25 protein-coding genes and 1 pseudogene are annotated in these 21,787 nt (G+C 61.7%); 16 read left to right on the forward strand and 10 right to left on the reverse strand.

Features of this window, described 5'->3' with window-relative positions; genetic code table 11:
• Window positions 1-53: 53 nt before the first annotated feature.
• Window positions 54-401, reverse strand: a complete 348-nt coding sequence (locus OZ911_RS11605) for a metalloregulator ArsR/SmtB family transcription factor (RefSeq protein ID WP_016486251.1) — start codon at window positions 399-401, stop codon at window positions 54-56.
• 275 nt (window positions 402-676) lie between these two features.
• Between OZ911_RS11605 and OZ911_RS11610 the strand changes: the two genes are divergently transcribed.
• From OZ911_RS11610 to OZ911_RS11620, 3 genes are read left to right on the forward strand one after another with little or no spacing between them, the layout of a single operon-like run.
• Window positions 677-1,663 carry a DUF1852 domain-containing protein gene (locus OZ911_RS11610; RefSeq protein ID WP_023049282.1) on the forward strand — a complete coding sequence of 329 codons (987 nt, stop codon included), beginning with the start codon at window positions 677-679 and terminating at the stop codon, window positions 1,661-1,663.
• A 27-nt stretch (window positions 1,664-1,690) separates the two neighbouring features.
• Complete coding sequence (locus tag OZ911_RS11615; protein WP_031312561.1) at window positions 1,691-2,740, forward strand: methionine synthase; 1,050 nt, start codon at window positions 1,691-1,693, stop codon at window positions 2,738-2,740.
• 27 nt (window positions 2,741-2,767) lie between these two features.
• Window positions 2,768-3,712, forward strand: a complete 945-nt coding sequence (locus OZ911_RS11620; RefSeq protein ID WP_023049281.1) for a LysR family transcriptional regulator — start codon at window positions 2,768-2,770, stop codon at window positions 3,710-3,712.
• Between the two features lie 7 nt (window positions 3,713-3,719).
• Here OZ911_RS11620 and OZ911_RS11625 read toward each other — a convergent pair whose 3' ends face one another.
• Window positions 3,720-4,727 carry a zinc-binding alcohol dehydrogenase family protein gene (locus tag OZ911_RS11625; protein ID WP_023049280.1) on the reverse strand — a complete coding sequence of 336 codons (1,008 nt, stop codon included), beginning with the start codon at window positions 4,725-4,727 and terminating at the stop codon, window positions 3,720-3,722.
• A 288-nt stretch (window positions 4,728-5,015) separates the two neighbouring features.
• Here OZ911_RS11625 and OZ911_RS11630 point away from each other — a divergent pair, with 288 nt between their 5' ends.
• Together OZ911_RS11630 and ku are read left to right on the forward strand one after the other, a co-directional pair.
• On the forward strand, window positions 5,016-5,153 hold the full coding sequence (locus tag OZ911_RS11630; protein ID WP_279854443.1) for a PSPA7_2676 family Cys-rich small protein: 138 nt from the start codon (window positions 5,016-5,018) through the stop codon (window positions 5,151-5,153).
• Between the two features lie 9 nt (window positions 5,154-5,162).
• On the forward strand, window positions 5,163-5,999 hold the full coding sequence (ku, locus tag OZ911_RS11635; protein ID WP_016486256.1) for a non-homologous end joining protein Ku: 837 nt from the start codon (window positions 5,163-5,165) through the stop codon (window positions 5,997-5,999).
• Window positions 6,000-6,031: 32 nt separating this feature from the next.
• Here ku and OZ911_RS11640 read toward each other — a convergent pair whose 3' ends face one another.
• From OZ911_RS11640 to OZ911_RS11655, 4 genes are read right to left on the reverse strand one after another with little or no spacing between them, the layout of a single operon-like run.
• The gene (locus OZ911_RS11640; RefSeq protein ID WP_023049279.1) at window positions 6,032-6,499 is read right to left on the reverse strand and encodes a DoxX family protein; all 468 of its coding nucleotides are present in this window, start codon (window positions 6,497-6,499) and stop codon (window positions 6,032-6,034) included.
• 10 nt (window positions 6,500-6,509) lie between these two features.
• Window positions 6,510-7,265: an HvfC/BufC N-terminal domain-containing protein gene (locus OZ911_RS11645; RefSeq protein WP_023049278.1), complete on the reverse strand. Its 756-nt coding sequence runs from the start codon at window positions 7,263-7,265 to the stop codon at window positions 6,510-6,512.
• A complete protein-coding gene (gene bufB / locus OZ911_RS11650; protein ID WP_023049277.1) occupies window positions 7,262-8,095 on the reverse strand; it encodes an MNIO family bufferin maturase in 834 nt (277 codons plus the stop codon). Before bufB ends, OZ911_RS11645 begins: the two co-directional genes overlap by 4 nt.
• 16 nt (window positions 8,096-8,111) lie before the next feature.
• Window positions 8,112-8,399, reverse strand: coding sequence for a BufA1 family periplasmic bufferin-type metallophore (locus OZ911_RS11655; RefSeq protein ID WP_016486260.1), 288 nt, complete (start codon window positions 8,397-8,399; stop codon window positions 8,112-8,114).
• 184 nt (window positions 8,400-8,583) lie between these two features.
• Between OZ911_RS11655 and OZ911_RS11660 the strand changes: the two genes are divergently transcribed.
• Entirely contained in the window at window positions 8,584-9,168 is a 585-nt protein-coding gene (locus tag OZ911_RS11660; protein WP_023049276.1) for a sigma-70 family RNA polymerase sigma factor, read from the forward strand.
• Window positions 9,158-9,799, forward strand: coding sequence for a DUF1109 domain-containing protein (locus OZ911_RS11665; RefSeq protein WP_016486262.1), 642 nt, complete (start codon window positions 9,158-9,160; stop codon window positions 9,797-9,799). Before OZ911_RS11660 ends, OZ911_RS11665 begins: the two co-directional genes overlap by 11 nt.
• Before the next feature lie 67 nt (window positions 9,800-9,866).
• On the opposite strand, the gene OZ911_RS11670 is transcribed toward OZ911_RS11665, so the two are convergent.
• Both OZ911_RS11670 and OZ911_RS11675 read right to left on the reverse strand, forming a co-directional pair.
• The gene (locus OZ911_RS11670; RefSeq protein WP_023048292.1) at window positions 9,867-10,685 is read right to left on the reverse strand and encodes a helix-turn-helix domain-containing protein; all 819 of its coding nucleotides are present in this window, start codon (window positions 10,683-10,685) and stop codon (window positions 9,867-9,869) included.
• A 156-nt stretch (window positions 10,686-10,841) separates the two neighbouring features.
• Window positions 10,842-11,693 (reverse strand): annotated as a pseudogene (locus tag OZ911_RS11675) (zinc-binding dehydrogenase); the annotation flags it as partial.
• 199 nt (window positions 11,694-11,892) lie between these two features.
• On the opposite strand from OZ911_RS11675, the gene OZ911_RS11680 reads away from it, so the two are divergent.
• Window positions 11,893-12,819, forward strand: a complete 927-nt coding sequence (locus OZ911_RS11680) for a universal stress protein (RefSeq protein WP_031312049.1) — start codon at window positions 11,893-11,895, stop codon at window positions 12,817-12,819.
• Between the two features lie 26 nt (window positions 12,820-12,845).
• Here the strand turns inward: OZ911_RS11680 and OZ911_RS11685 are convergent, their stop codons facing one another.
• Entirely contained in the window at window positions 12,846-13,394 is a 549-nt protein-coding gene (locus tag OZ911_RS11685; protein WP_016486267.1) for a GNAT family N-acetyltransferase, read from the reverse strand.
• 483 nt (window positions 13,395-13,877) lie between these two features.
• Window positions 13,878-14,447, reverse strand: a complete 570-nt coding sequence (locus tag OZ911_RS11690) for a GNAT family N-acetyltransferase (protein ID WP_016486268.1) — start codon at window positions 14,445-14,447, stop codon at window positions 13,878-13,880.
• A 349-nt stretch (window positions 14,448-14,796) separates the two neighbouring features.
• Here OZ911_RS11690 and OZ911_RS11695 point away from each other — a divergent pair, with 349 nt between their 5' ends.
• From OZ911_RS11695 to OZ911_RS11730, 8 genes are all read left to right on the forward strand, one after another.
• Window positions 14,797-15,474 (forward strand): thermostable hemolysin, encoded by a 678-nt coding sequence (locus tag OZ911_RS11695; protein WP_016486269.1) that lies wholly within the window; start codon window positions 14,797-14,799, stop codon window positions 15,472-15,474.
• Window positions 15,464-16,927: an AMP-binding protein gene (locus OZ911_RS11700; protein ID WP_016486270.1), complete on the forward strand. Its 1,464-nt coding sequence runs from the start codon at window positions 15,464-15,466 to the stop codon at window positions 16,925-16,927. The genes OZ911_RS11695 and OZ911_RS11700 overlap by 11 nt, the downstream gene beginning before the upstream one ends.
• Before the next feature lie 8 nt (window positions 16,928-16,935).
• Entirely contained in the window at window positions 16,936-17,616 is a 681-nt protein-coding gene (locus tag OZ911_RS11705) for an iron-containing redox enzyme family protein (protein WP_016486271.1), read from the forward strand.
• Window positions 17,603-18,409, forward strand: a complete 807-nt coding sequence (locus OZ911_RS11710) for an SDR family oxidoreductase (RefSeq protein ID WP_016486272.1) — start codon at window positions 17,603-17,605, stop codon at window positions 18,407-18,409. Before OZ911_RS11705 ends, OZ911_RS11710 begins: the two co-directional genes overlap by 14 nt.
• Window positions 18,406-19,047, forward strand: coding sequence for a tetratricopeptide repeat protein (locus tag OZ911_RS11715; RefSeq protein WP_016486273.1), 642 nt, complete (start codon window positions 18,406-18,408; stop codon window positions 19,045-19,047). The genes OZ911_RS11710 and OZ911_RS11715 overlap by 4 nt, the downstream gene beginning before the upstream one ends.
• A gap of 2 nt (window positions 19,048-19,049) precedes the next feature.
• On the forward strand, window positions 19,050-19,712 hold the full coding sequence (locus OZ911_RS11720) for a response regulator (protein WP_016486274.1): 663 nt from the start codon (window positions 19,050-19,052) through the stop codon (window positions 19,710-19,712).
• A complete protein-coding gene (locus OZ911_RS11725; protein WP_024717791.1) occupies window positions 19,709-21,073 on the forward strand; it encodes a sensor histidine kinase in 1,365 nt (454 codons plus the stop codon). Before OZ911_RS11720 ends, OZ911_RS11725 begins: the two co-directional genes overlap by 4 nt.
• 162 nt (window positions 21,074-21,235) lie before the next feature.
• Window positions 21,236-21,778 (forward strand): cytochrome b, encoded by a 543-nt coding sequence (locus OZ911_RS11730; RefSeq protein ID WP_016486276.1) that lies wholly within the window; start codon window positions 21,236-21,238, stop codon window positions 21,776-21,778.
• Window positions 21,779-21,787 lie beyond the last annotated feature (9 nt).

Consider the following 21,787-nt stretch of genomic DNA (forward strand, 5'->3'; position numbering starts at 1 on the left):
CTTGTGGCGGACGTCAGAGGCGCCGGCGCTTGGGCCAGAGCCGAAAGGGTGATTCAGCAGCAGGCGGCATCGCGCACGGGGCGGTCGTCCATGCACGTGAGCCGACGTGTGTTGTCGGCCAGCCAGTGCGAATTGGCCTGCAAGGTGACCTGCAGCATCTCGTGAACCCAGGCCGGTAGCGCCGGGTTAAGGCGGTAATACACCCACTGACCCTGGCGCCGGTCCAGCAACATGCCATTGCTGCGCAGTTGCGCCAGATGGCGACTGATCTTCGGCTGGCTTTCGCCCAGCGCGCACATCAGCTCGCAAACACAGAGTTCTCCCAAGCTGGCGATGAGCAGGGTGGCGCGAGCGCGGGTTTCGTCAGAGAGGCTCTTGAAGACATCGGGCGGGGTAATCATGGCTGCACCAGAACATATGGATAATCGAATATACGCATTACCATATGTTCAGGGCAAGCCTCATGACACGCGCGTGCTGCCTGGATCGACAGCTATCGTTCACCGAGGGCTGCAATGGGCGGATAGCGAAGCGTGTACAGCCCGTTCAAGGTGGGTGCCTTGTCATGAGCGTGGCTAAAGGTTCTGTGAAATCAATTCAGTTCCATCGCCCAGTACCCCAACTTAAACTACGGGCCAATTATAGAAAATATGGATATTTGAGTGGGCGCCCCGCCATGACCAGTAACGACTTCAATTTTTTCATCAAGAGCATCCGCTTTGACGAGCATTATCAACCCTCCGAAAAGACGCGCCTCACTACCAACTTCGCCAACCTGGCGAGGGGTGTGAGCCGGCAAGAGAACTTGCGCAGCACCTTGCAGATGATCGATAACCGCTTCAATGCATTGGCGCATTGGGATAACCCCAAGGGCGACCGTTATACTGTTGAGCTTGATATTATTTCTGTCGAGATGGGTATTGAGGCTGAAGGCGGCAATCAGGCGCTACCCCTGATTGAAATGTTGAAAACAAGCATTATTGACCGACCCACCGGCGAGCGCTTTGCGGGCATGGTGGGGAATAACTTTTCTTCCTACGTGCGGGATTACGATTTTAGTGTGCTGTTGCGTGAGCATAATGCAAACCAGGCTGTATTCAGTACGCCAGACCATTTTGGTGAGCTGCATGGCAAGCTGTTCAAGTGCTTCATCAATTCAAGCACGTACAAGGCGCACTTCGACAAGCCGCCCGTCATCTGTCTGAGTGTTTCGAGCAGCAAGACTTACTCTCGAACGGATAATCACCACCCTGTGTTGGGCTTTGAATACCAGCAGGATGCGTATTCCTTGACGGATACGTATTTCGAGAAGATGGGATTGCACGTGCGTTACTTTATGCCGCCCAACAGTGTGGCGCCGTTGGCGTTCTATTTTTCCGGCGATTTGCTCAGTGATTACACCCACCTGGAGCTGATCAGTACCATCAGTACCATGGACACGTTCCAGAAAATCTATCGACCTGAAATCTACAACGCCAACTCTGCCGCCGGGAAATGCTACCAACCTAGCCTGCAGCATCAGGATTACTCCCTGACGCGCATCGTGTATGACCGAGAAGAACGAAGCCGGCTGGCCATTGAGCAGGGGCGCTTTGTCGAGGAGCACTTTATCAAACCGCACCACGCGCTACTTGAGCAGTGGTCCAACCACTACGCCTGCTGATCAACTGAATAGATAAGGTCTTCCTTCGTGAACAAATTGTTACCCACTTCGACTGCCGGCAGTTTGCCCAAACCCGCCTGGCTCGCACAACCCGAAACGCTCTGGTCACCCTGGAAACTGCAAGATGAGGCATTGATCGAAGGCAAGCAGGATGCCCTGCGCTTGTCATTGCAGGAACAGCAAGACGCCGGCATTGATATCGTCAGTGATGGTGAACAAACGCGCCAACACTTTGTGACGACTTTTATCGAGCACCTGAGCGGTGTTGACTTCGAGAAACGCGAGACCGTCAGGATCCGTGATCGCTATGATGCAAGCGTACCCACCGTAGTAGGCGCTGTTGCTCGGCAAAAGCCGGTATTTGTCGACGATGCCAGGTTCTTGCGTCAGCAGACCCGCCAGCCCATAAAATGGGCGCTGCCAGGCCCCATGACGATGATCGATACGCTGTATGACAGCCATTACAAAAGCCGCGAAAAACTGGCCTGGGAATTTGCCAGGATCCTCAATCAGGAAGCCCGGGAGCTGGAGGCTGCCGGGGTTGACATCATTCAGTTTGATGAGCCCGCCTTCAATGTGTTTTTTGACGAGGTCAATGACTGGGGGGTTGCCACCCTGGAGCGGGCCATCGAAGGCCTCAAGTGTGAAACTGCCGTGCATATCTGCTATGGCTATGGCATCAAAGCCAACACCGACTGGAAAAAAACCTTGGGGTCAGAGTGGCGGCAATATGAAGAGGCCTTCCCCAAACTGCAAAAGTCCAGTATCGATATCATCTCGCTGGAATGCCATAACGCTCATGTGCCCATGGAGCTGCTTGAGTTGATTCGCGGTAAAAAGGTGATGGTAGGCGCAATTGATGTGGCGACCCACACCATTGAAACACCCGAGGAGGTTGCCGATACCTTACGCAAGGCACTGCAATTTGTAGAGGCTGACAAGCTCTACCCTTGCACCAACTGTGGCATGGCTCCCTTGCCGCGTCGGGTGGCCAGCGGCAAGCTCAGGGCTTTGAGTGCCGGTGCAGAAATGGTTCGCAGCGAGCTCTCGGGCAATGACCATCGGGCATCATGGTGACCCGATCACTCGCGTTGTGTGCTGCTCATGATTGACTTGAGACACTTGCGCACACTCCATGCCTTGCGTGAAACGGACAGCCTGCCCGAGGCGGCCGAACGCCTGCACCTGACCCAGTCGGCGCTGTCGCACCAGTTCCGTGAGCTGGAAAGCCGCGTTGGCATGCCTGTGTTTGTGCGCAAGTCCAAGCCGGTGCGCTTCACCACTGCGGGCCTCAAGCTGCTGCAGCTGGCCGACCAGGTCTTGCCGCTGATCCGCACAACGGAGCGCAACCTGAGCAAGCTGGCAGGCGGCACGGCCGACCGGCTGCACATCGCGATCGAGTGCCACAGCTGCTATCAATGGCTGATGCCCTCACTGGACGAGTTTCGCTGCGCCTGGCCGGAAGTTGAACTGGACCTGGCGTCGGGGTTGTCGTTCGCCCCACTGCCGGCCCTGCAGCGTGGTGACCTCGACCTTGTGGTGACCTCCGACCCGATGACCCTGCCGGGTATCACGTACGTGCCGTTATTCGGGTACGAGGCAATGCTGGCCATCGACAAGCACCATCCGCTGCGCGATAAGCCCTACCTGGAGCCTGCCGACATCGACAGCCAGACCTTGATCACGTACCCGATCGAACGAAACCGCCTGGACATCTTCACCCGTTTCTTCGACCCCGCCGACATCGAACCTGCGCAGATACGTACGGCAGAAATGACTGTGATGATGATGCAGCTGGTGGCCAGCGGCCGTGGTGTTTGCTGCCTGCCGAACTGGGCGGTGCATGAGTACACCTCCCGCGGCTACGTGTTGGCCAAGCGCCTCGGCGAAGCAGGGTTGCAGGCCACCCTGTTCGCAGCGGTACGCAGCGACATGCTCGAAGTGCCCTACATGCGTGATTTCCTGCTCACGGCGAAAGACATTTCGTTTGCGACGCTGGAAGGCGTCAATGCGGTGTCAGGGCGAGCGGCGTGGGCGTCGGGCGCCTGACAGGGCGTCAGAAACCTTCCAGGACGATTTTGCCGCGTGCTTTTCCACTCTCTATCATGGCGTGGGCGCGCTTGAGGTGCTCGGCATTGATCGTACCGTAGTGCTCGCCGAGGGTGGTTTTAAGCACGCCATCATCGACCAGCTGCGAAACGCGATCGAGCAGTTGATGCTGTTTGATCATGTCTTCGGTCTTGTACAGCGAACGCGTGAACATGAGCTCCCAGTGCACTGACAGTGACTTGCGCTTGAGCGGCATGACATCCAGTTGCGCCGGGTCGTCGATCAACGCGAGCTTGCCTTGTGGGCGAAGCACCTCCACCAGTTGCGGGAGGTAGGTGTCAGTGTGGGTCAGGCTGATGACGTAATCGACCGGGCCCAGCTTGAGTGCTTCCAGCTGGGGCGCAAGCGATTCGCGGTGGTCGATCACGTGATGGGCTCCCGCTTCCTGAACCCAGGCCTGAGTCTCGGGCCTGGAGGCGGTGCCAATCACCGTGAGCTGTGTGAGCTTGCGGGCAAGTTGAACCAGAATCGAACCAACCCCGCCGGCAGCACCGATCACCAGAAGGCTCTGGTTCTTGCCACCGTTTTCTTCAACGCCCAGGCGGTCGAACAGCAGTTCCCAGGCGGTAATGGAGGTCAGCGGCAAAGCGGCGGCGCTTGCGTTGTCCAGGCTGCGAGGCTTGTGCCCGACAATGCGTTCGTCCACCACATGCAGTTCGCTGTAGCTGCCAGGACGGTCAATGGCACCGGCGTAGAAAACCTCATCGCCCGGTTGGAACAACGTGACCTGCGGGCCTACCTCGCGGACCACGCCAACTGCGTCCCAACCGAGCACTTGTGGTTGCTCGCCACCACGGCTTGCACGGATCTTGGTATCAACCGGGTTGACGGCAATTGCCCTGACTTCGACCAGCAGATCACGGGCACCTGGCTGTGGCGTGGGCAGTTGCGCGTCATACAGCGATTGTGGGTCCTGGATCGGCAAACCGGGCTGGGTGTAAACGACTGCCTTCATTGGCGCTGCCTCTTGGGGATGCGAAAAGTGGGTTCAGACTAAACGTTTCGATTCACACAAAAAACCGCCTGAATGGAGTAAGACTTTCTCGCTTGCTATGAAAATGGTGCGCAGCACCCGAGACGGGGGTTGGCCGCTGCTCTCCATCCTCGAGCACGTCTGCTTCAATTGCCGATCCCCGCGTTCTTCACCCTGTGCTGCAAAGGGCGCATCCAGACTAAACCTTCGCCCGTGCCGTCAGTCAGTTCCAGTAAGGGGTCCGTCCACTGAGACCTTGGGAGGTGGCTGATGAAACTGCTGTGCTTGTTGCAGGGTTGCCAGTGGCACTGCGTGCCGAACCATGAACCGGGCGAGCTCCAATGCCAGTGTTGCCGGCGCTGCGGCGCCGTGCGCCATCGGCGGGCCATCACACTGTCAAAGGCATAGGAGGTCGACATGGCGCGGGCCATCTGGAAAGGTGCAATCAGTTTCGGGCTGGTGCATATCCCCGTTTCGCTCAACGTTGCGGTGAGCTCCGAGCGGGTGGATTTTGACTGGCTCGACAAGCGCAGCATGGAGCCTGTGGGCTACAAACGGGTGAACAAGGTCACCGGCAAGGAAATCGACAAGGACAACATCGTAAAGGGCGTGGAGTACGAGAAGGGCCGCTACGTGGTGATCAGTGAGCAAGAGATCCGCGACGCCCGACCGGAAGCGACCCAGACCATCGATATATTCTCGTTCGTGCAGGCGGGCGAAATTCCGCTGCAGCACTTCGACACCCCCTATTACCTGAGCCCCGACCGCCGCGGCGGCAAAGTCTATGCACTGCTGCGCGACACGCTGGAGAGCACCGGCAAGGTTGCACTGGCCACCGTCGTGCTGCATACGCGCCAGCACCTGGCGCTGCTGCGGCCACTGGAAGATGCCTTGGTGCTGATTACCCTGCGCTGGCCCGAGGAAGTACGCGGGGTGGAAACCCTTGAGCTGGACAAGAGTGTGACCGACGCCAAGGTCGACAAGCGCGAACTGAGCATGGCCAAACGCCTGGTCGAGGACATGAGTGGGTCATGGGCGCCGGATGAGTACCATGATGCGTTTCGACAGACCATTCTCGACCTGGTGGAAGAAAAGGCCAGCAAAGGCAAGATCGAGACGGTGGATAAAGGGGAGGGCAAGGGCGTGGAAAAAGGCGCGGATATCCTCGACCTCACCGAACTGCTCAAACGCAGCCTCGGCGGCAAGCCAAAGGGCGGCAAGCCTGCCGCCAAACGGCCCCGCAAGGCTTCATGAAGGTGGATCCCCCTGGCATCCGACAAAGGAGCTCAACGCAGTCCTATTGCCCGATCCAGTGACAACGCACCGGCTCCTCGTGCGATCAACAGTAGCAACAAGGCTGCCCACGTGAGATGTGTCGGCCAGGCGTCCGGGTAGACGAACACTTCGATCACCGTGGTCATGCCCAGCAGGGCCAGGGCCGACAGCCGGGTGAACAGGCCAAGCACCAGCAACAACGGGAACAGGTGTTCCGCATAGGTTGCCAAGTGGGCCGCCAGCCACGGTGACACCAGCGGCAGGGCATATTCGCTCTGGAACAGGTCATAGGTACTGGGTGTGATGCTGAGAAACCCTTCGACCTTGGTGCGGCCGGACAGAAAGAAGGTCGAGGCGATGGCCATGCGCGCCACCAGGCACAGCACGTTGTCGCTGAGCAGTTGCTGTGCACGGTCGGTGAGGTGGTTCCAGCGTTGGCGCAGGCTCTTGTCGGGGCGGGTGACGTGGATGGTGTCCATGGTGCTTCCTTCAGGCGAATGCAAGTGGACGAAAGGCCTGGGCTGCCAGCAGCCGGCCGAGCAGGTCGGTGAAGTCCAGGTCGGGTTGACTCGCTTGTGCAATCAGTGAGGCCTGCGCCAAAGGCAAACCTTGGGCGCATGCATCGAGAAAGGCGCAGCCGCCGACCTCCAGTGCCTGCAGGGCAACACCTTCGTCGGTGCCGCTTAATACCGCACCCTCGGCCACCCATGGGTGGTCATTCGGCCATGGCTGGCCTTCGCGGCTGTACCGCCACAGGCTGAAGGCCGGGTGCTGCGCGAACCAGCGCCAGCGCACGCTGCTGCGCGGCGCCAGGTAACTGTTGGCCAGGTCGGCAGCTGTCATGCCGGCCAAGTCTGCAAGTGCAAGGCAGGGCTCGCGGGGGGCGCTGAACACCTCGCACCAGGCGTAATCCAGGCGTGCCACGTCGGCCAGGTACGGCAGGCCGTGCTGGGCCTGGATCTGTTCAAGAAAGTCGGCGAACGCCGCGCCATAGTGGATCAGCCTTGGGTCGTCGGGGGGCGTTGTTTTCGCATAGGCCGCAGCGGCATCCTGCATCCAGGCCGGGCCTGTCAGCGCTTCGACACTGGGGAAGTTTGCACGCAGGGCATCGGTGCAACCTGCTAGCACAGTATTGCGATACACCGCGAATGCAGCATGCTGGGTCAGCGCGCCCAAGTGCGGGGCCGGGCGGTGATACAGCGCTTCGACGAAGGCGGCCTGAAACTGGCCAAGGGAAAGCGTCATGGGCGTACTCCTGCCTGATCGAGCAGTGCCTGAGCGGTACCGCGTTCGGCCAGCAACTCGGTGAACGCCGGCAGGTTGCCGTCACGCTCGATCAACGTCGGGCGCGGGCCGATGCGGGTGATCAACTGCTGGTACAAGGCCCAGACCGGTGCGGCGATGGCGGCGTCATGGGAGTCGATCAGCAGGCTGGCCCGGGCGTCGTGGCTGTGGCCAGCCAGGTGTATTTCAGTGATGGCCTGGGCCGGGAACCTCGCCAGGTAGGCTGAAGCGTCGAACCCGAGGTTGTGGGCGCTGACGTGCACGTTGTTGACGTCCAGCAACAGGCCACAGCCCGTGCGCCGCGTCAGTTCGGCCAGAAAGTCGATTTCGTCCCAGTCGTGCCCTTCCATGGGCAGGTAGTGGCTGGGGTTTTCCAGCGAGATGCTGCGCCCCAGCGCATCTTGTGTGCGCTGTACATTGTCGCTGATACGGACCAAGGCCTCGTCGCTGCGGGGGAAGGGCAGCAGGTCGGGGAGGTATTGCCCGTTCCAGCTTGACCATGCCAGGTGCTCCGAGACCATCGCCGGCTGCACCTGGTCGACAAGTGCCCGCAGGCGGCGCAGGTGTGTGTCATCCGGCGCGGCGTCCGCCGCGAGCGACAGCGCAACACCGTGCAGCGACAGCGGATGGTGTTCGGCTATGCGCTGTAGCCAGGCCATGCGTGGGCCGCCGAGCATGTAGTTTTCCGGGTGTACTTCGAACCACAGCCCATGGGCCCGGCACGCCCAGGCCTCGGCATAGTGGTCAGCCTTCAGCCCAAGCCCGGCACCTGAAAGGTAAGTCCCGTTCATGATCGGCGGCCTGTGCTCAGGACTTGAGCGGGGTCAGTGAGCCCATGCCGTTGGGCGTCTTGATGGAGGTGCAGGTACCTGCGGGAACGTTCTTCCAGTGCATGCCGTCGTAGTCCATCTTGGCACTGCCAGCGCAGCTGGTGCCGGCGCCGGCCTTGCAGTCGTTCTTGCCAGCCATGGCGACGCCGTAGCATTTTTCCATGGCGGCACCGGTGGTGGCTGGTTTGGTCGCATCGGCAGCCTGGGAAATACCGGCCAGCGAAGCCAGGGCGAGCGCGGCAGTGGCGAGGGCGAGGGTTTTCATGATGTATCTCCGGGAAGTGGGGCCGTGGTGGTTTACCGGCGGCTCATGGAGTAGTTCGCAGCCTGGGTTGAACGGGTTACAGCAGCTGCAAAATTTTTTTCCGGCGGTGCGTCAGTCGCCTACCGTATGAAGGCGACACGGGTTGAATGGAAAACTTTCACGCTCGATGTAACCGGGGAGGCTGATGGCACGAACTAATACTCAGCAGGCGCTCAGCGCGCGCGAGGCCCAGTTGCAGGCTTTGCTGCTACAGGGGCTGGCGGGGGACGCGGCGGCCTATCGGGCGTTCCTGGCGGCGCTGGCGACGCATGTGCGTGGCTTTCTGCTGCGGCGGCTGTGGCAACGCCCCGCTGATGTCGAAGATTTGCTGCAAGAGGTGTTGCTGGCGGTGCACAACGCCCGCCATACCTACGAGGCACAGCAACCGTTGACCGCCTGGGTGCAGGCCATTGCCCGCTACAAGCTGGCGGACCACTATCGCAGCTACGCTCGCCACGGTGCGTTGCACGAGGAGCTGAACGATGAAAGTGATCTGTTCGCGCCCGGCGAGGAGGAAGTGGCCCAGGCGACACGTGACCTGGGCAAGCTCCTGGAGCGATTGCCAGCGCGCCAGCGGCTGCCCATCGTCCATGTCAAACTGGACGGGATGTCGGTGGAAGAGACCGCGCGCATGACCGGTCTTTCCAGTTCGGCGGTGAAAGTGGGCATCCACCGGGGCCTCAAGGCACTGGCCAAACTGATTGGAGGCAAGGGCAAAAATGAAGACTGATGACTTGATTGCCCTGCTGGCGGCCGGGGAAGGGCCGGTGAGCCGTCACGCACCGGCGCGGCGCTTGGTGCTGGCGCTGGTGGGCGGCGGATTGGGCGCGGTACTGCTGACGGTGGCCATTTTCGGCGTGCGCGGTGACCTGGCGCAGGTGGCGCACACCCCGCTGTTCTGGGCCAAGCTGGCCTTGCCCGGCAGCCTGGCGCTGCTGGCACTGTTGCTGACTCAGCGGCTGGTCAGGCCGGGGGTGAACGGGGGGCGGCTGTGGGGCCTTATGGGGCTGCCGCTGCTGCTGGTCTGGCTGGGTGCGGCGGTGAGCCTGCTGGGCGCGCCGGTGGATGCCCGGGCGGACCTGCTGCTCGGGCGCACCTGGCGCACCTGCCCGCTGAACATTACCTTGCTTTCGGTACCCACCTTCATCACCGTGTTCTGGGCAATGCGCGGCCTGGCACCCACCCGCCTGCGACTGGCGGGTGCTGCAGGAGGCTTGCTTGCGGGTGCCACCGCAACGTTGGCTTATTGCCTGCATTGCCCGGAGATGGCTGTGCCGTTCTGGGGGCTCTGGTACGTACTGGGTTTGCTGGTGCCGACGGCCTTGGGGGCGGCGCTAGGGCCACGTTTTCTGCGCTGGTGATACCGGTTTTTCGACGCTGGGCCTGCTGGGGTACCGCGTACAGACGTGCTTGCGCCATGGTGGTTTCTCAGTCAGCCTTGACTGGTTTGAGTTCAGCGATGGCATAGCTGCCCGCGGACCCCAGTTCGAGCGCACTCAGTGCTGGCATGTCGAGGATCTCCACCAGCCGCCCCCGCAGGTTGACGATACCCAGCCCGCGCAAGTGAGCGACCGAGCGGCATATGGTTTCCAGGCGTAGCCCGAGGTAGGAGGCGATGTCTTCGCGAGACATGCACAACATGAAACCGTTGGATGAATACCCGCGGCTGACGAAGCGGCGGGAAAGACCGAGCAGGAAACTGGCAAGCCGCTGTTCGGCAGAGAGGTTGCAGAGCATCAGCACGCGCTCATGCTCGCGGATGATTTCCCTGCTCATCAGGCGGTTCAAGCTCTGTTGCAGCGGGGGAAACTCACGCGCCACGGCTTGCAGACGATGATAGGGCACCGGGCACACTTCGCTGTCTTCCAGGGCGATGGCATCACAGACATGAAGCTCGGTGGCGATGGCATCGAGCCCGAGGACGTCCCCCGGCATCCAGAAATTGATGATCACACCCTGGCCTTCGGCGTTGTTGAGGTTCGTCTTGAAGCTGCCTGAGTACACCGAGTACAGGTGACTCAAGGGCACATTTGCGTTGAACAGCGCAGCCCCCTTTCTCACCCGGATGCGAGAGCCGATCAGGGTGCCGAGGTAACGGTTGTCGTGCAGGGGCAGACCCGTGGGCAAGCACAAGTCGTTGACCCGGCACTCATTGCATCGGTATGCCAGGCGTTTCAAATGAAGGGGCAGCGGTTCGCGCGCTGGCACAGGCTGCTCGAGCAGTGGAAAGTCGGTCAGGCCCGACATTTCATGCCTCCTTCGAAGGGCGGAGTGCTGCGGTGGTAATCGTGTTCAGCAAATGAGGCGCGTTCAGCCGGGCGCTCAGCACGCTCACGAACTGCTTGGCTTCAGACGGGGTTCGGAAACTCACTCGCCAGTCGTCCATGTGTACCCACCAGCGGTGGGAATTCGCAGGTCGGTGCTGTATACGCCCAGGCTGGACAACGTACCCCCGGGGCGCAGCACGCGCAGCGCCGATTCGAACGTGGTCTGGGTGCCCAGGGCTTCGATGGCCACATCCACGCCACGGCCATCGGTCAGCGCCATGATGCGTTCCACCACATTGCCTTGCTTGAAGTCGACCACGTGCGACGCACCCATTTCGCGTGCCACACGCATGCGGGCCGGCACGCTGTCCACGCCGATGAGGGTGGTGGCGCCCAGCATTTTGGCACCGGCGACTGCGCACAGGCCAATCGGGCCCAAGGCGAATACGGCGACGGTATCGCCGATCGTCACTGCGCCACGTTCTGCACCGGAAAAACCGGTGGACATGATATCGGGACACATCAGCACGTGTTCGTCACTGAGCCCGTCAGGAATGGGGGAGAGGTTGGCCATTGCGTCCGGTACCCGAACGTATTCCGCCTGGCAACCGTCGATGACATTGCCGAGCTTCCAGCCACCGATGGCCTTGAAGCCATGCACGGTATCGGCGCCGTCCTGGGCGCCGCAGCCGCACAGGCAGGCATTGCTGTGGCCGCTGGGGGTGATGGCGCCGGCGATGACGCGTTGCCCTTCATGAAAGCCCCGAACCTCTGAACCCAGTCTTTCGATGACACCCACTGGCTCATGGCCGACGGTGAGCCCTTTTGCCACTGGATACTCGCCACGCAGGATATGCACATCAGTGCCACAGATTGTCGTGGTGCTGATGCGCACCAGCGCATCCAAAGGGCCGATCTCGGGGATGGGCTTGTCGTCCAGCACGATGCGGTTCTTTTCGACGAAAATAGCCGCTTTCATGAGCGCCATGGCTAGCCTCCGGGGCATCGCTGATTTTTGTTGGCAACTACAGCCTGCGCCCAAAAAGCGCAAAAGTCTTGATTCGCGTCAATGGCGCGGCACGCGGCGGTAGCCGTTGGTCAGTGCCCTGGGCTTTTGATAAACATCAAACCGGGCAAACGCACCTGGCAGATCATCGAGGTACTCATCGAGCCCGCAGAGGTGTGCCATGACCAACCCGCAAAGACTTCTTCTCATTGCTTCGCCCTTGATGCGCCGCACACCGGTCTATGACCGTGCAGCTGCGCTGGCCAAAGCCAAGGGCATGCCATTGCACATCGTCGCCTTCGACTACCTGGAGGGTCTTGCCACGGCCGGCCTGGTCAACGAACAGGCCTTGGCGGTCGTGCGGGAGGGTTATGTGCAGCAACACCGTGAATGGCTGGAAACCCAGGCATTGTCGATGCGCCGCAACGGCGTGACGGTGACCATCGAGGTGTTGTGGGTGCAGCGCCCGCTGGACGAGATCCAGGTGCACCTGCGTGAGCAGCCGTTCGCCATGCTGATCAAGGGGCTTGAGCATGAGCCATGGTGGATGCGGGCAATGTTCACCTCGCTCGACGTCCAGTTGTTGCGCGACACCCGTTTTCCGTTGCACCTGGTCCACAACGCCAGCAATGCCCTGCCGCGCCGGATATTGGCAGCAGTTGACCTGTCGCGCCCGGAGGATCAGTTCGAAGGCTTCAACGACCACATCATCAGTGAAGCGCTCAAGCTGGCCTTGCAATGCAACGCCCAGATCGAGCTGCTGTATGCCTATGACATGGGCGCCATGTACCTGAATGCCGAAGACAACCGGGAACATTCGTTCCTGTTTGATTCCAACCTGTCACGCACACTGCACGAGGCCCAGGCCGACGCCTTCCAGGCATTGGCCGAACGTAACGGGATCCCCGCCGAGCACCGCCACATGCGGATGGGGGACCCGACCAAGGTGCTCGCGCTGTTCATGGACAGCAATGACATCGATGTGCTGGTGATGGGGAGCTACCACCATCACGGCATCGGCTGGTTCATCGGCAGTACGGCCGAGCGGATCCTGCATCGGCTCAGCAGCAGTGTGCTGGTGATCTCGCCCGAGCATTCGCAAGGTTGAAGTACGAGGCCCGCAAGGGCCTTGTTTCAGGCGCGCAGGTCAAGTTCATGGAGGATTTCGCTGACATCGCCGCCCAGGTAACGGGCGGTGAACCCCAGCGCCTTGGTCAGCCGGTGCATGGCGTAATTGCCAGACAGGTCCCTGGACACCATGCCCTGGTAACCATTGCGCCGAGCCGCTGCTATCAGGTGCTGCAGCAACAGCTTGGCCAGCCCTTTGCGCTGCCATTGCTCGCCAACAGCGACGGCGCATTCGCAATTGTGGCTACCCGGGATCGCCGCATAGCGGCTTACGCCAAGCTGATGCAGCTGGCCGTTTTCATGGGCCAGCGCGACATACGCCATGCGCTGGTGGCTGTCGATCGGCATCAACTGCGTATCCAGGCTGGGCAAGCCACCGCTGAGCCCGGCGATAAAGCGAAAGCGCCGGGCCTCGTAGGTAATTGTGCTCACAAAGCGTCTGTCCCGTTCATGATCGTCAGCGCGCAATGGGCGAATCAGCACAGCTGTGCCGTCAGCAAGGGTGTCTATCCAGTACTCGCTATTGCCTGGGTCTTGGAACAGCTGCTTGTTCATGGGGCCTCCAGAGGGCGTGATCAACGTGGCTGTACTGGTTGTACCGTGAGGCGTCGGTCCGGTTCTGACATTGATCAAGTTAGTGGGCGGCTGATGACTTTCTGATCTGCAACAAACCCGACATCGACCCACACTCGGCGGCCTTGCGCAGGCACATGCCGGCGGCGCGGCGGTGCATATCCTTGGGCTGTTCGAACCCCGCGCAGAGCATGTGTTACGCGAGGCAAGGCTGAATGAAGCCGAGGCACAGCGCCAATTTGAGCACTATCGTGAGTAGCTCGAGGGGTTGACAGCACGGCACCGGGCCAGCGGTACGTGTCTGACTGTGCGCTAGCACCGCACCGGAGTTTTTCAAGGACCTGCAAGCTAGGGCAAGGCTCAACGGCTGGGCAAAAAGGCCCGGGGAGGGGCGACCGCAGCCGATGGGCGGCAGTGTCAGAGGCACCTCGGCCTGCTGCCGGAGGCCACTGCCGCGGCATTGCCTCAGGCCAGCGAAAGCTGGTGAATCAGCTGGCTTGGGTCATCCGGATCTCTGGCGCTGGTAAACCCCGCTGCCTGAGCCAGCTCGCGCATTGCCACATTGGCCGCAGCGTCCATGGAATACATGTGTCGCAGGCCCTGGGCGCGTGCGTGATCGATCAGGTGCTGGAGCAGCAATGTGCCCAAACCGTGGCGCTGCCAGCTATCGAGCACGGTGACAGCACACTCGCAATCTTCACCACCGGGGCTGGTGGCATAACGGGCAATACCGACTTCCTGCAGTTCGCCGTCGACATGGGCGAGGGCGACATAGGCCATGTGCTGGTCCTGGTCAACGACCATCAATTGATCCAGCATGGCTTCGCCAGGCTCCTTGAGCTGGCACAGGAAGCGGAAGTGGCGCGACTGTGGCGACAGGCGTTCAATGAAGTTCCTTTCGCGCTGACGGTCTTTGGGCTGCAAAGGCCTGATCAGCACATGGGTGCCGTTGTCGAGCGCTTCGATCCAGTGTTCGCCGGCCGTGGCAGGAAATGACGCTGCGGCATGGGGGCGGGGTGTTTCGGCGGATGCCATGGCAAGCCTCCTTACGTGATGGGGTGTACACAGGAGGTTCAGTTTCGACGCGTCGCCTTGTGCGCGCTTGACAGTTGTCAATTACCGGGCTGGTAGGGTCACGCCTCGCTACTTGATCTTCCCGGACTTCTGCATTTCCAGAAAGGCCGGTAATGGCCATCGCGTCGGTTCTACGCTTGAACAGCACCGGGTCATTGATAAAGGTCAGTCGGTGGCCGCTCTTGTCGCGCTGGCTTCTGTCTCCAACGATCAGCACGCGCCCTGCGACCAAGGTCGAAGCCCTGACTTCAGATTCCCTTCAGATTGACCACTGATACTCACCCCATCAAGCCCAAACGGGGGGAGTTTCATGACCCAGTCTCAGTGGAGCAGCCTGCTCCCACTGCCTATCGGCAGCCACGTCGACCATCACGCCCACTTGTCGCTTCATCTGCACAAGGACCCTGGCCGCGATGAGCTGGAGCACTTCATTCATCAGTGTTTTGCCAACGTGCACCACGCTGATGTGCACCATTACCTGCCCGAACTGCTGGCGCTGCACGACAGTCATGGCCGGCTGATTGCCGCCGCAGGCTTGCGCCCGGCCAGCAGCGGGCCGCTGTTCCTCGAACATTATCTGGATGAGCCGCTGGAAGCCGCAGTTTCGCGGGTAGCGGGCTGCCCCCTTGAGCGTGAGTGCATGGTCGAAGTGGGCAACCTGGCCTCGCTCAGTGCCGGTAGCGCGCGAATCATGATCATAGCGGTGACCTGGCTACTGGCTACACGGGGCCTGAAGTGGGTGGCGTTCACCGGCGCGACGACACTGATCAACAGTTTCCAGCGCCTGGGGTTGGTGCCGTCGGTGCTGGCGTCGGCCGACCCGGCCCGGCTGAATGGGAAGTTGGACCACTGGGGTACCTATTACGCTCAACACCCACAAGTCTATGCCGGCAGCATCGGCCATGGCTTCGATGCGTTGAGCAAGGCTGGGGTGTTCCAGCGCCTGGGGTTGCCAACCGCCTTCCAGGAGACTGGCCATGCCGCATGAACTGGAGCGCTTTCATCAACTGCTGGTCACGTTTGCCCGCGATCACGGTGACGCCGTGGCCGTGCAAGGGGCGACCGAGCGCTTCACCTACAGGCAGTTGCTGGCCGAAGTGGGGTTGCGCATTCACAGCTTGCGCACGTGTTCGCCAGGCCCGCTGGTACTGGCCCTGGATAATGGCCCGCAGTTGCTGTTCTGGGATTTGGCGGCGCTGTTCGCCGAACGCCCCTGTGTAATCGTGCCGTCGTTCTTCAGTAGTGCCCAGTTCAGCCATTGCATCGAGCAGAGTGGTGCCAGCCATGTGCTGTGCGACCCGCAATGGCATGGGACGCTCGGCGAGCTGGGGTTCGCTCAGCAGGACGTGTTCTGGGTTCGCGAGGCTCAGCCTGCTGCCGCGCTGCCTGCCGATACCGCCAAGATCACCTACACCTCTGGCAGCACGGGCAAGCCCAAAGGCGTGTGCCTGTCTGTAGAGGCTCTGTTGCGTGTCGCCCGGGAACTGGAGGTGGCCAGCCGGCCCAGTGAACCTCAGCGTTACCTGGCGGTGCTGCCGCTGGGTGTGCTGTTGGAAAACCTGGGTGTCTACGCCGCCTTGATGGCCGGGGCAAGTGTGTTGCTGTACCCCCAGGCGCAACTGGGCATGGGCGGTGCAAGCCAGGTCGATTTCAAGCGCTTGCTGGGGGCCATCGCCCTGAGCGGTGCGCAGAGCCTGATTCTGGTGCCGCAGCTGTTGATGGGGCTGATCACTGCTATCGAGCGCGGGCTGATGCGGGTGGGGGCGCTACGGTTCGTTGCGGTTGGCGGTGCCCGTGTGGCGCCCAGCTTGCTGGCCCGCGCTGAAGCGATCGGCCTGCCGGTGTTCGAGGGCTATGGTTTGTCCGAGTGTGCTTCGGTGGTGGCCTTGAACCGGCCGGGCGCAACCCGCCGCGGCAGTGTCGGCAAACCGCTGCCCCATGTGCAGGTGCGTATCGCCGAGGACGGGGAGGTGCTGGTGGCGGGCTCGGTGCTGCTCGGCTATCTGGAGGAACCACCCGTCTGCGATAGCTGGTGGGCCACCGGCGACCTAGGCCATTTCGACGAGGAGGGCTACCTGTACCTCGATGGCCGCAAGAAACACCAGTTCATCACCAGCTTCGGGCGCAACGTCAACCCGGAATGGGTGGAGGCCGAACTGACCCAGAGCGGCGTGATCGCCCAGGCGTTCGTGCATGGCGAGGCCCTGCCAAAGAACCTGGCATTGCTCTGGCCGCTGGACCCCGCTACCCCCGAGACCCTCATCGACCAGGCCGTGCAGCAGTGCAATGCCTTGCTGCCGGACTACGCCAGGGTCCATGCCTGGCGTCGCCTGCCGTGCCCCTTGTCCAGTACCGACGACACACTGACCGCCAATGGCCGCCCGCGCCGCGAGGCCATCCTGCGGCGTTACCACTCCCTGTTATCCGACATCCCGTTGTGAGGTCTGCCATGTCCTTTTTCGATACCCTGCAAATGCAAACTACCCAGGAGCGTCAGGCCCTGTTTGCCGTACCGGTCATACGCGATGCGCTGGCTGGGCACGTCAGCCTCGACAGCTATGTGGCCTTCCTGACCCAGGCATACCACCATGTACGCCACACCGTGCCACTGATGATGGCGTGCGGGGCGCGGCTGCCATCGCGTTTGGAATGGCTGCGCGGCGCCGTGTGCGAATACATCGAGGAGGAGTACGGCCACGAGCAGTGGATCCTCAACGACATCAATGCCTGTGGTGCCGATTGGGAGGCGGTGCGTGACGGTCGCCCGGCGCTGCCGATCGAGCTGATGGTCGCCTACCTTTACGACTTGATTGCCCGTGGCAACCCGGTCGGGCTGTTTGGCATGGTCAACGTACTCGAAGGCACCAGCATTGCCCTGGCCACCCAGGCCGCCGGCACAATCCAGAGCACGCTGGCGTTGCCCGACAGGGCCTTCAGCTACCTCAGCTCCCATGGCGCGCTGGACCAGGACCACATGGTCACCTACCGGCAGCTGATGGACCGCCTTGATGATGCTGACGACCAGCGGGCTGTGATTCATGCGGCCAAGGTGGTTTACCGCCTGTACACCGACATGTTCCACGGGCTGCCGCGTGCGGGCCTGCAAGAGGTGCGTCATGCGCTTGCCTGAGTGTGTAGTGATACTCACCGGCGCCAGCGGAGGCATCGGCCTGGAGTTGGCCGAGCAGCTGTGTGCAGCCGGTGCCCGGGTACTGGCGGTGAGCCGGCAGATGGGCAAGCTCGCCAGTTTGATGAACCGTTATCACGACAGGCTGCTGTGGCAATCGGCCGACCTGCGCAGCCATGGCGGGCGTGAGCAGGTGCTCGCCCGTGCCCGGGAGATGGGCGGGGTCAATGTCCTGATCAATGCCGCAGGCGTGAACCGTTTTGCCCTGTTCGACCAGATCGACGAACAGGCGCTGGACGAGTTGCTGGACATCAACCTCAAAGCCGCCTTGCAACTGACGCGTGTGTGCCTGCCGCTGCTGCGCGCACAACCCAGGGCACTGGTGGTCAACGTCGGATCCACCTACGGCTCGATCGGCTACCCCGGCTATGCCACCTACTGCGCCAGCAAGTTTGCCCTGCGCGGCTTCTCTGAGGCGCTGCGCCGCGAGCTGGCGGATACCTCGGTGAATGTCATGTACGCCGCCCCCCGGGCAACCCGCACAGCGATGAACAGCACCGCCGCCACGGCGCTCAACCAGGCGCTGAAGGTCGGCATGGACGACCCGGCAGATGTGGCCCGCGCTGTGCTCAAGGCCGTGCAGTCAGAACGCAGCGAGCTTTACCTGGGGTGGCCAGAAAAGCTTTTTGTACGCATCAACGGCATGTTGCCCGGCGTGGTCGACCGCGCACTGCGCAAGCAATTGCCGGTGATCCGCCGCTACCTTGCTAGCCATTCCAAGGAGTCGATCAAATGAAACGTCTGTTCATCGCTGGCCTGCTGGCGTTTGCACCGTTCACCTGGGCGCTGGACCAGGCCGGCAGCCAACAATTGGCTAACTTGCAGCAGCGCTGGGCGCAGATCCAGTACCAGACGCCTAAAGACAAACGCGCCGAGGCGTTCGAGAAACTGGCAGCCGACGCTTCTACGCTGGTCCACCAGCACCCGGGCTCGGCCGAACCCTTGATCTGGGAGGGCATCATCAACAGCAGTTGGGCGGGAGCCACCGGCGGCCTGGGGGCGCTGAGCAAGGTCAAGTCGGCCAAGGCCAGCCTCGAAGAGGCGATGAAACTCGACCCCAATGCCCTGCAGGGCTCGGCGTATACCAGCCTGGGCACCTTGTACGACCAGGTGCCAGGCTGGCCTATCGGTTTCGGTGACAGCGACAAGGCAGATACCTTGTTGCGCAAGGCGCTGCAAATAAACCCCAATGGTATCGACAGCAATTACTTCTGGGCCGATCATCTGTTCCGGCAAAAACGCTACGCTGAAGCCACCGCTGCCCTGGAAAAAGCACGCCAGGCGCCGCCACGGCCAGGCCGCGAACTGGCCGATCAGGGCCGGCGTGGCGATATCGATGCTTTACTCAAGGCCATCAAGGACAAACAGGACTGAACATGCGGCTGCTGCTGGTTGAGGATGATACCGCCCTGGGCGAGGGGATCTGCGACGGGTTGCGCCAAGAGGGCTACACCCTCGACTGGCTGCGCGATGGCCTGAGCGGGCTGCATGCCCTGCAACATGAAGTGTTCGACCTGGTGATCCTCGACCTCGGGCTGCCGCGGTTGGGCGGCATCGAGCTGCTGCGACGGGTGAGGGCAGGGGGCAACAGCTTGCCGGTACTGATCCTCACCGCGCGCGATGCGACCGAGGACCGTATCTCTGGCCTGGATGCCGGAGCCGACGACTACCTGGTCAAACCTTTTGACCTCAATGAGCTCAAGGCCCGCCTGCGCGCCTTGCTCAGGCGCAGCGCCGGGCGGGCCAAGGTGCTGATCGAGCACGCAGGCGTAAGCCTGGACCCTGCCACCCAGCAGGTGCACTACAACGGCGTGCTTGTGATACTGACGCCCAAAGAGTATCGCCTGCTGCACGAGTTGCTGGCGCAACCGGGCAAGGTGTTCACGCGTGAGCGGTTGACCCAGCTGCTGTATGGCTGGGACGAGGAGCCTGAGAGCAACACGCTGGAGGTGAACATCTATCACCTGCGCAAGAAACTGTTCAACGGCCTGATCCGCACGGTGCGCGGTATCGGTTATCTGGTCGAGGCCAAGCTGTGAGCTCGTTGCGCCAGCGCACATTGTGGCGGGTGATGGCGCTGATGCTGCTCGGCACCGGCTTGTTGGCGTTGTACAACTATCACGACAGCCGCCGCGAGATCAACGAAGTCTACGATGCTCACATGGCTCAGAATGCCCGGCTGTTGCAGGGGGTGATGAACCTGCCGGTGCAGGATGGCAACCGCGAAAAGCTGTATCAGGCATTTAACGAGGCGCTGGGCAAGGCCGGGCGCCACCGTGTGGGCCACCCCTATGAGAGCAAGCTGGCGTTCCAGGTGTGGGGTGAGGGAGCACGGTTGCTGGTGCACACCCCCAGTGCGCCGACGCTCGACGCACCGCCTACGGCGGCGGGCTTCTACGATTTTGCCAGTGGTGGCGAACAGTGGCGCGGCTTTGTATTACCGGTGCCCGAAAAACAGTGGGTAATCTGGGTGGGTGAGCGCGACGATGTGCGTTACGACCTGATCGACCGCATCGTACGCCATACCCTGTTCCCGTTCCTGCTTGGCAGCCTGGGCCTGGCACTGTTGGTCTGGGCGGCCATCGGCTGGGGCTTGCGCCCGTTGCAGAACATGGCCGATGTGATTCGTGGGCGCCATGCCGACTCCCTCGAACCCCTGCAACTGGTGCCGTTGCCGACCGAGCTTGAGCCTATGCAAGCCGCCATCAACCGCCTGCTGGCGCAGATCGATGACCTGCTGCGGCGTGAGCATCGCTTCATTGCCGACGCCGCCCATGAGATGCGCACGCCGCTGGCGATCCTGCGCCTGCATGCGCAGAACGCACAGGCCGCCAGTACCGATGCCGAGCGCCAGAAAGCCCTGGGCTTTCTGATTGGCGGCGTGGACCGGCTGACCCGGGTGGTCAACCAGTTGCTGACCCTCGCCCGGGTCGAGCCGCGCCTTGGTCAGCGCGCCACCACCCGTGTCGACCTGGGCGAAGTGGTCACCGATGTGCTGGCGGATCTCACCCCCTGGATCCTGGATCGCGGCCTGGAGCCCTCGCTGGATCTCAGCGAAGGTGACCATGGCCTGATGATCGATGCCGGCGCGTTGGGCATCGCCTTGCAGAACCTGGTTTCCAATGCGGTGGAGCATTCACCGCCTGGCGGGCGCATCACGGTATCACTCAGGCGCCTGGCCACTCGCTTCGAACTGGTGGTCGAAGATGAAGGCCAGGGCATAGACGACGCGGATCTTGCGCGCGTATTCGAGCGCTTCTATAGCCGCAATAGCCCCAATGGCGCAGGGCTGGGGTTATCCATCGTGGCCACCATTGTCGAGCGGCTGGGGGGGCAGGTGCGCCTGGAAAACAGGGCCACTGGCGGGCTGGCTGCCATCGTGTCGCTTCCCTTGCAGTGAGCTGCTCAAGCCAATCGCTGCACGGCCTCACCTGTTTCAAATAACGTATCGGCACTTCAGACTTCTTTAAGCTTGGGCTGACAACGTGGTGGTGTACGTTGCCCGGTTTGCCTTCAGCGCCGATGGGCAGCGAATACTTCCCTGTCACAAGAGGCCCTGGATATGGCACGCACGTCGAACCCCGCCCGTTACGGGCAACTTTCGATAATCATGCATTGGAGCATGCTCGTTTTATTCATGGGCGTTTATGCCTGTGTCCAATTGCGCGAGGTATTGCCCAAAGGGCACTTTCTCAAGGGCCCCCTGTTAGGCGTGCATGCCTTGATGGGTATTGGCATCTTCACTCTGGTGTGGCTGCGCCTCCTTGGTCGGCTCAGCCCACGGCCTGCAATCGTGCCGACGCCGCCTGCCTGGCAGGGCTTGATGGCCAGCGTGCTGCATATTGCATTGTACGTCCTGATGATCCTTACACCTCTGCTGGCCTGGCTGATGCTCGCGGCTGCTGGCAAGCCGTTGCCCTATTGGGGTGTGGCCATACCTGCACCCGTGGCGGTGGACCCGACGCTGGCCAGGGCGCTCAGGGGGTGGCATGAGTGGCTGGGGAATGCCGGTTACTGGCTGATCGGGCTGCATGCCTGTGCAGGCCTGTTGCATCATTACTGGCTGAAGGACAATACCCTCAAGCGCATGTTGCCGGGGCGGTGAGGCCGCAAC

Origin of the sequence: Pseudomonas fortuita (assembly GCF_026898135.2) — a bacterium.
Classification (GTDB): domain Bacteria; phylum Pseudomonadota; class Gammaproteobacteria; order Pseudomonadales; family Pseudomonadaceae; genus Aquipseudomonas; species Aquipseudomonas fortuita.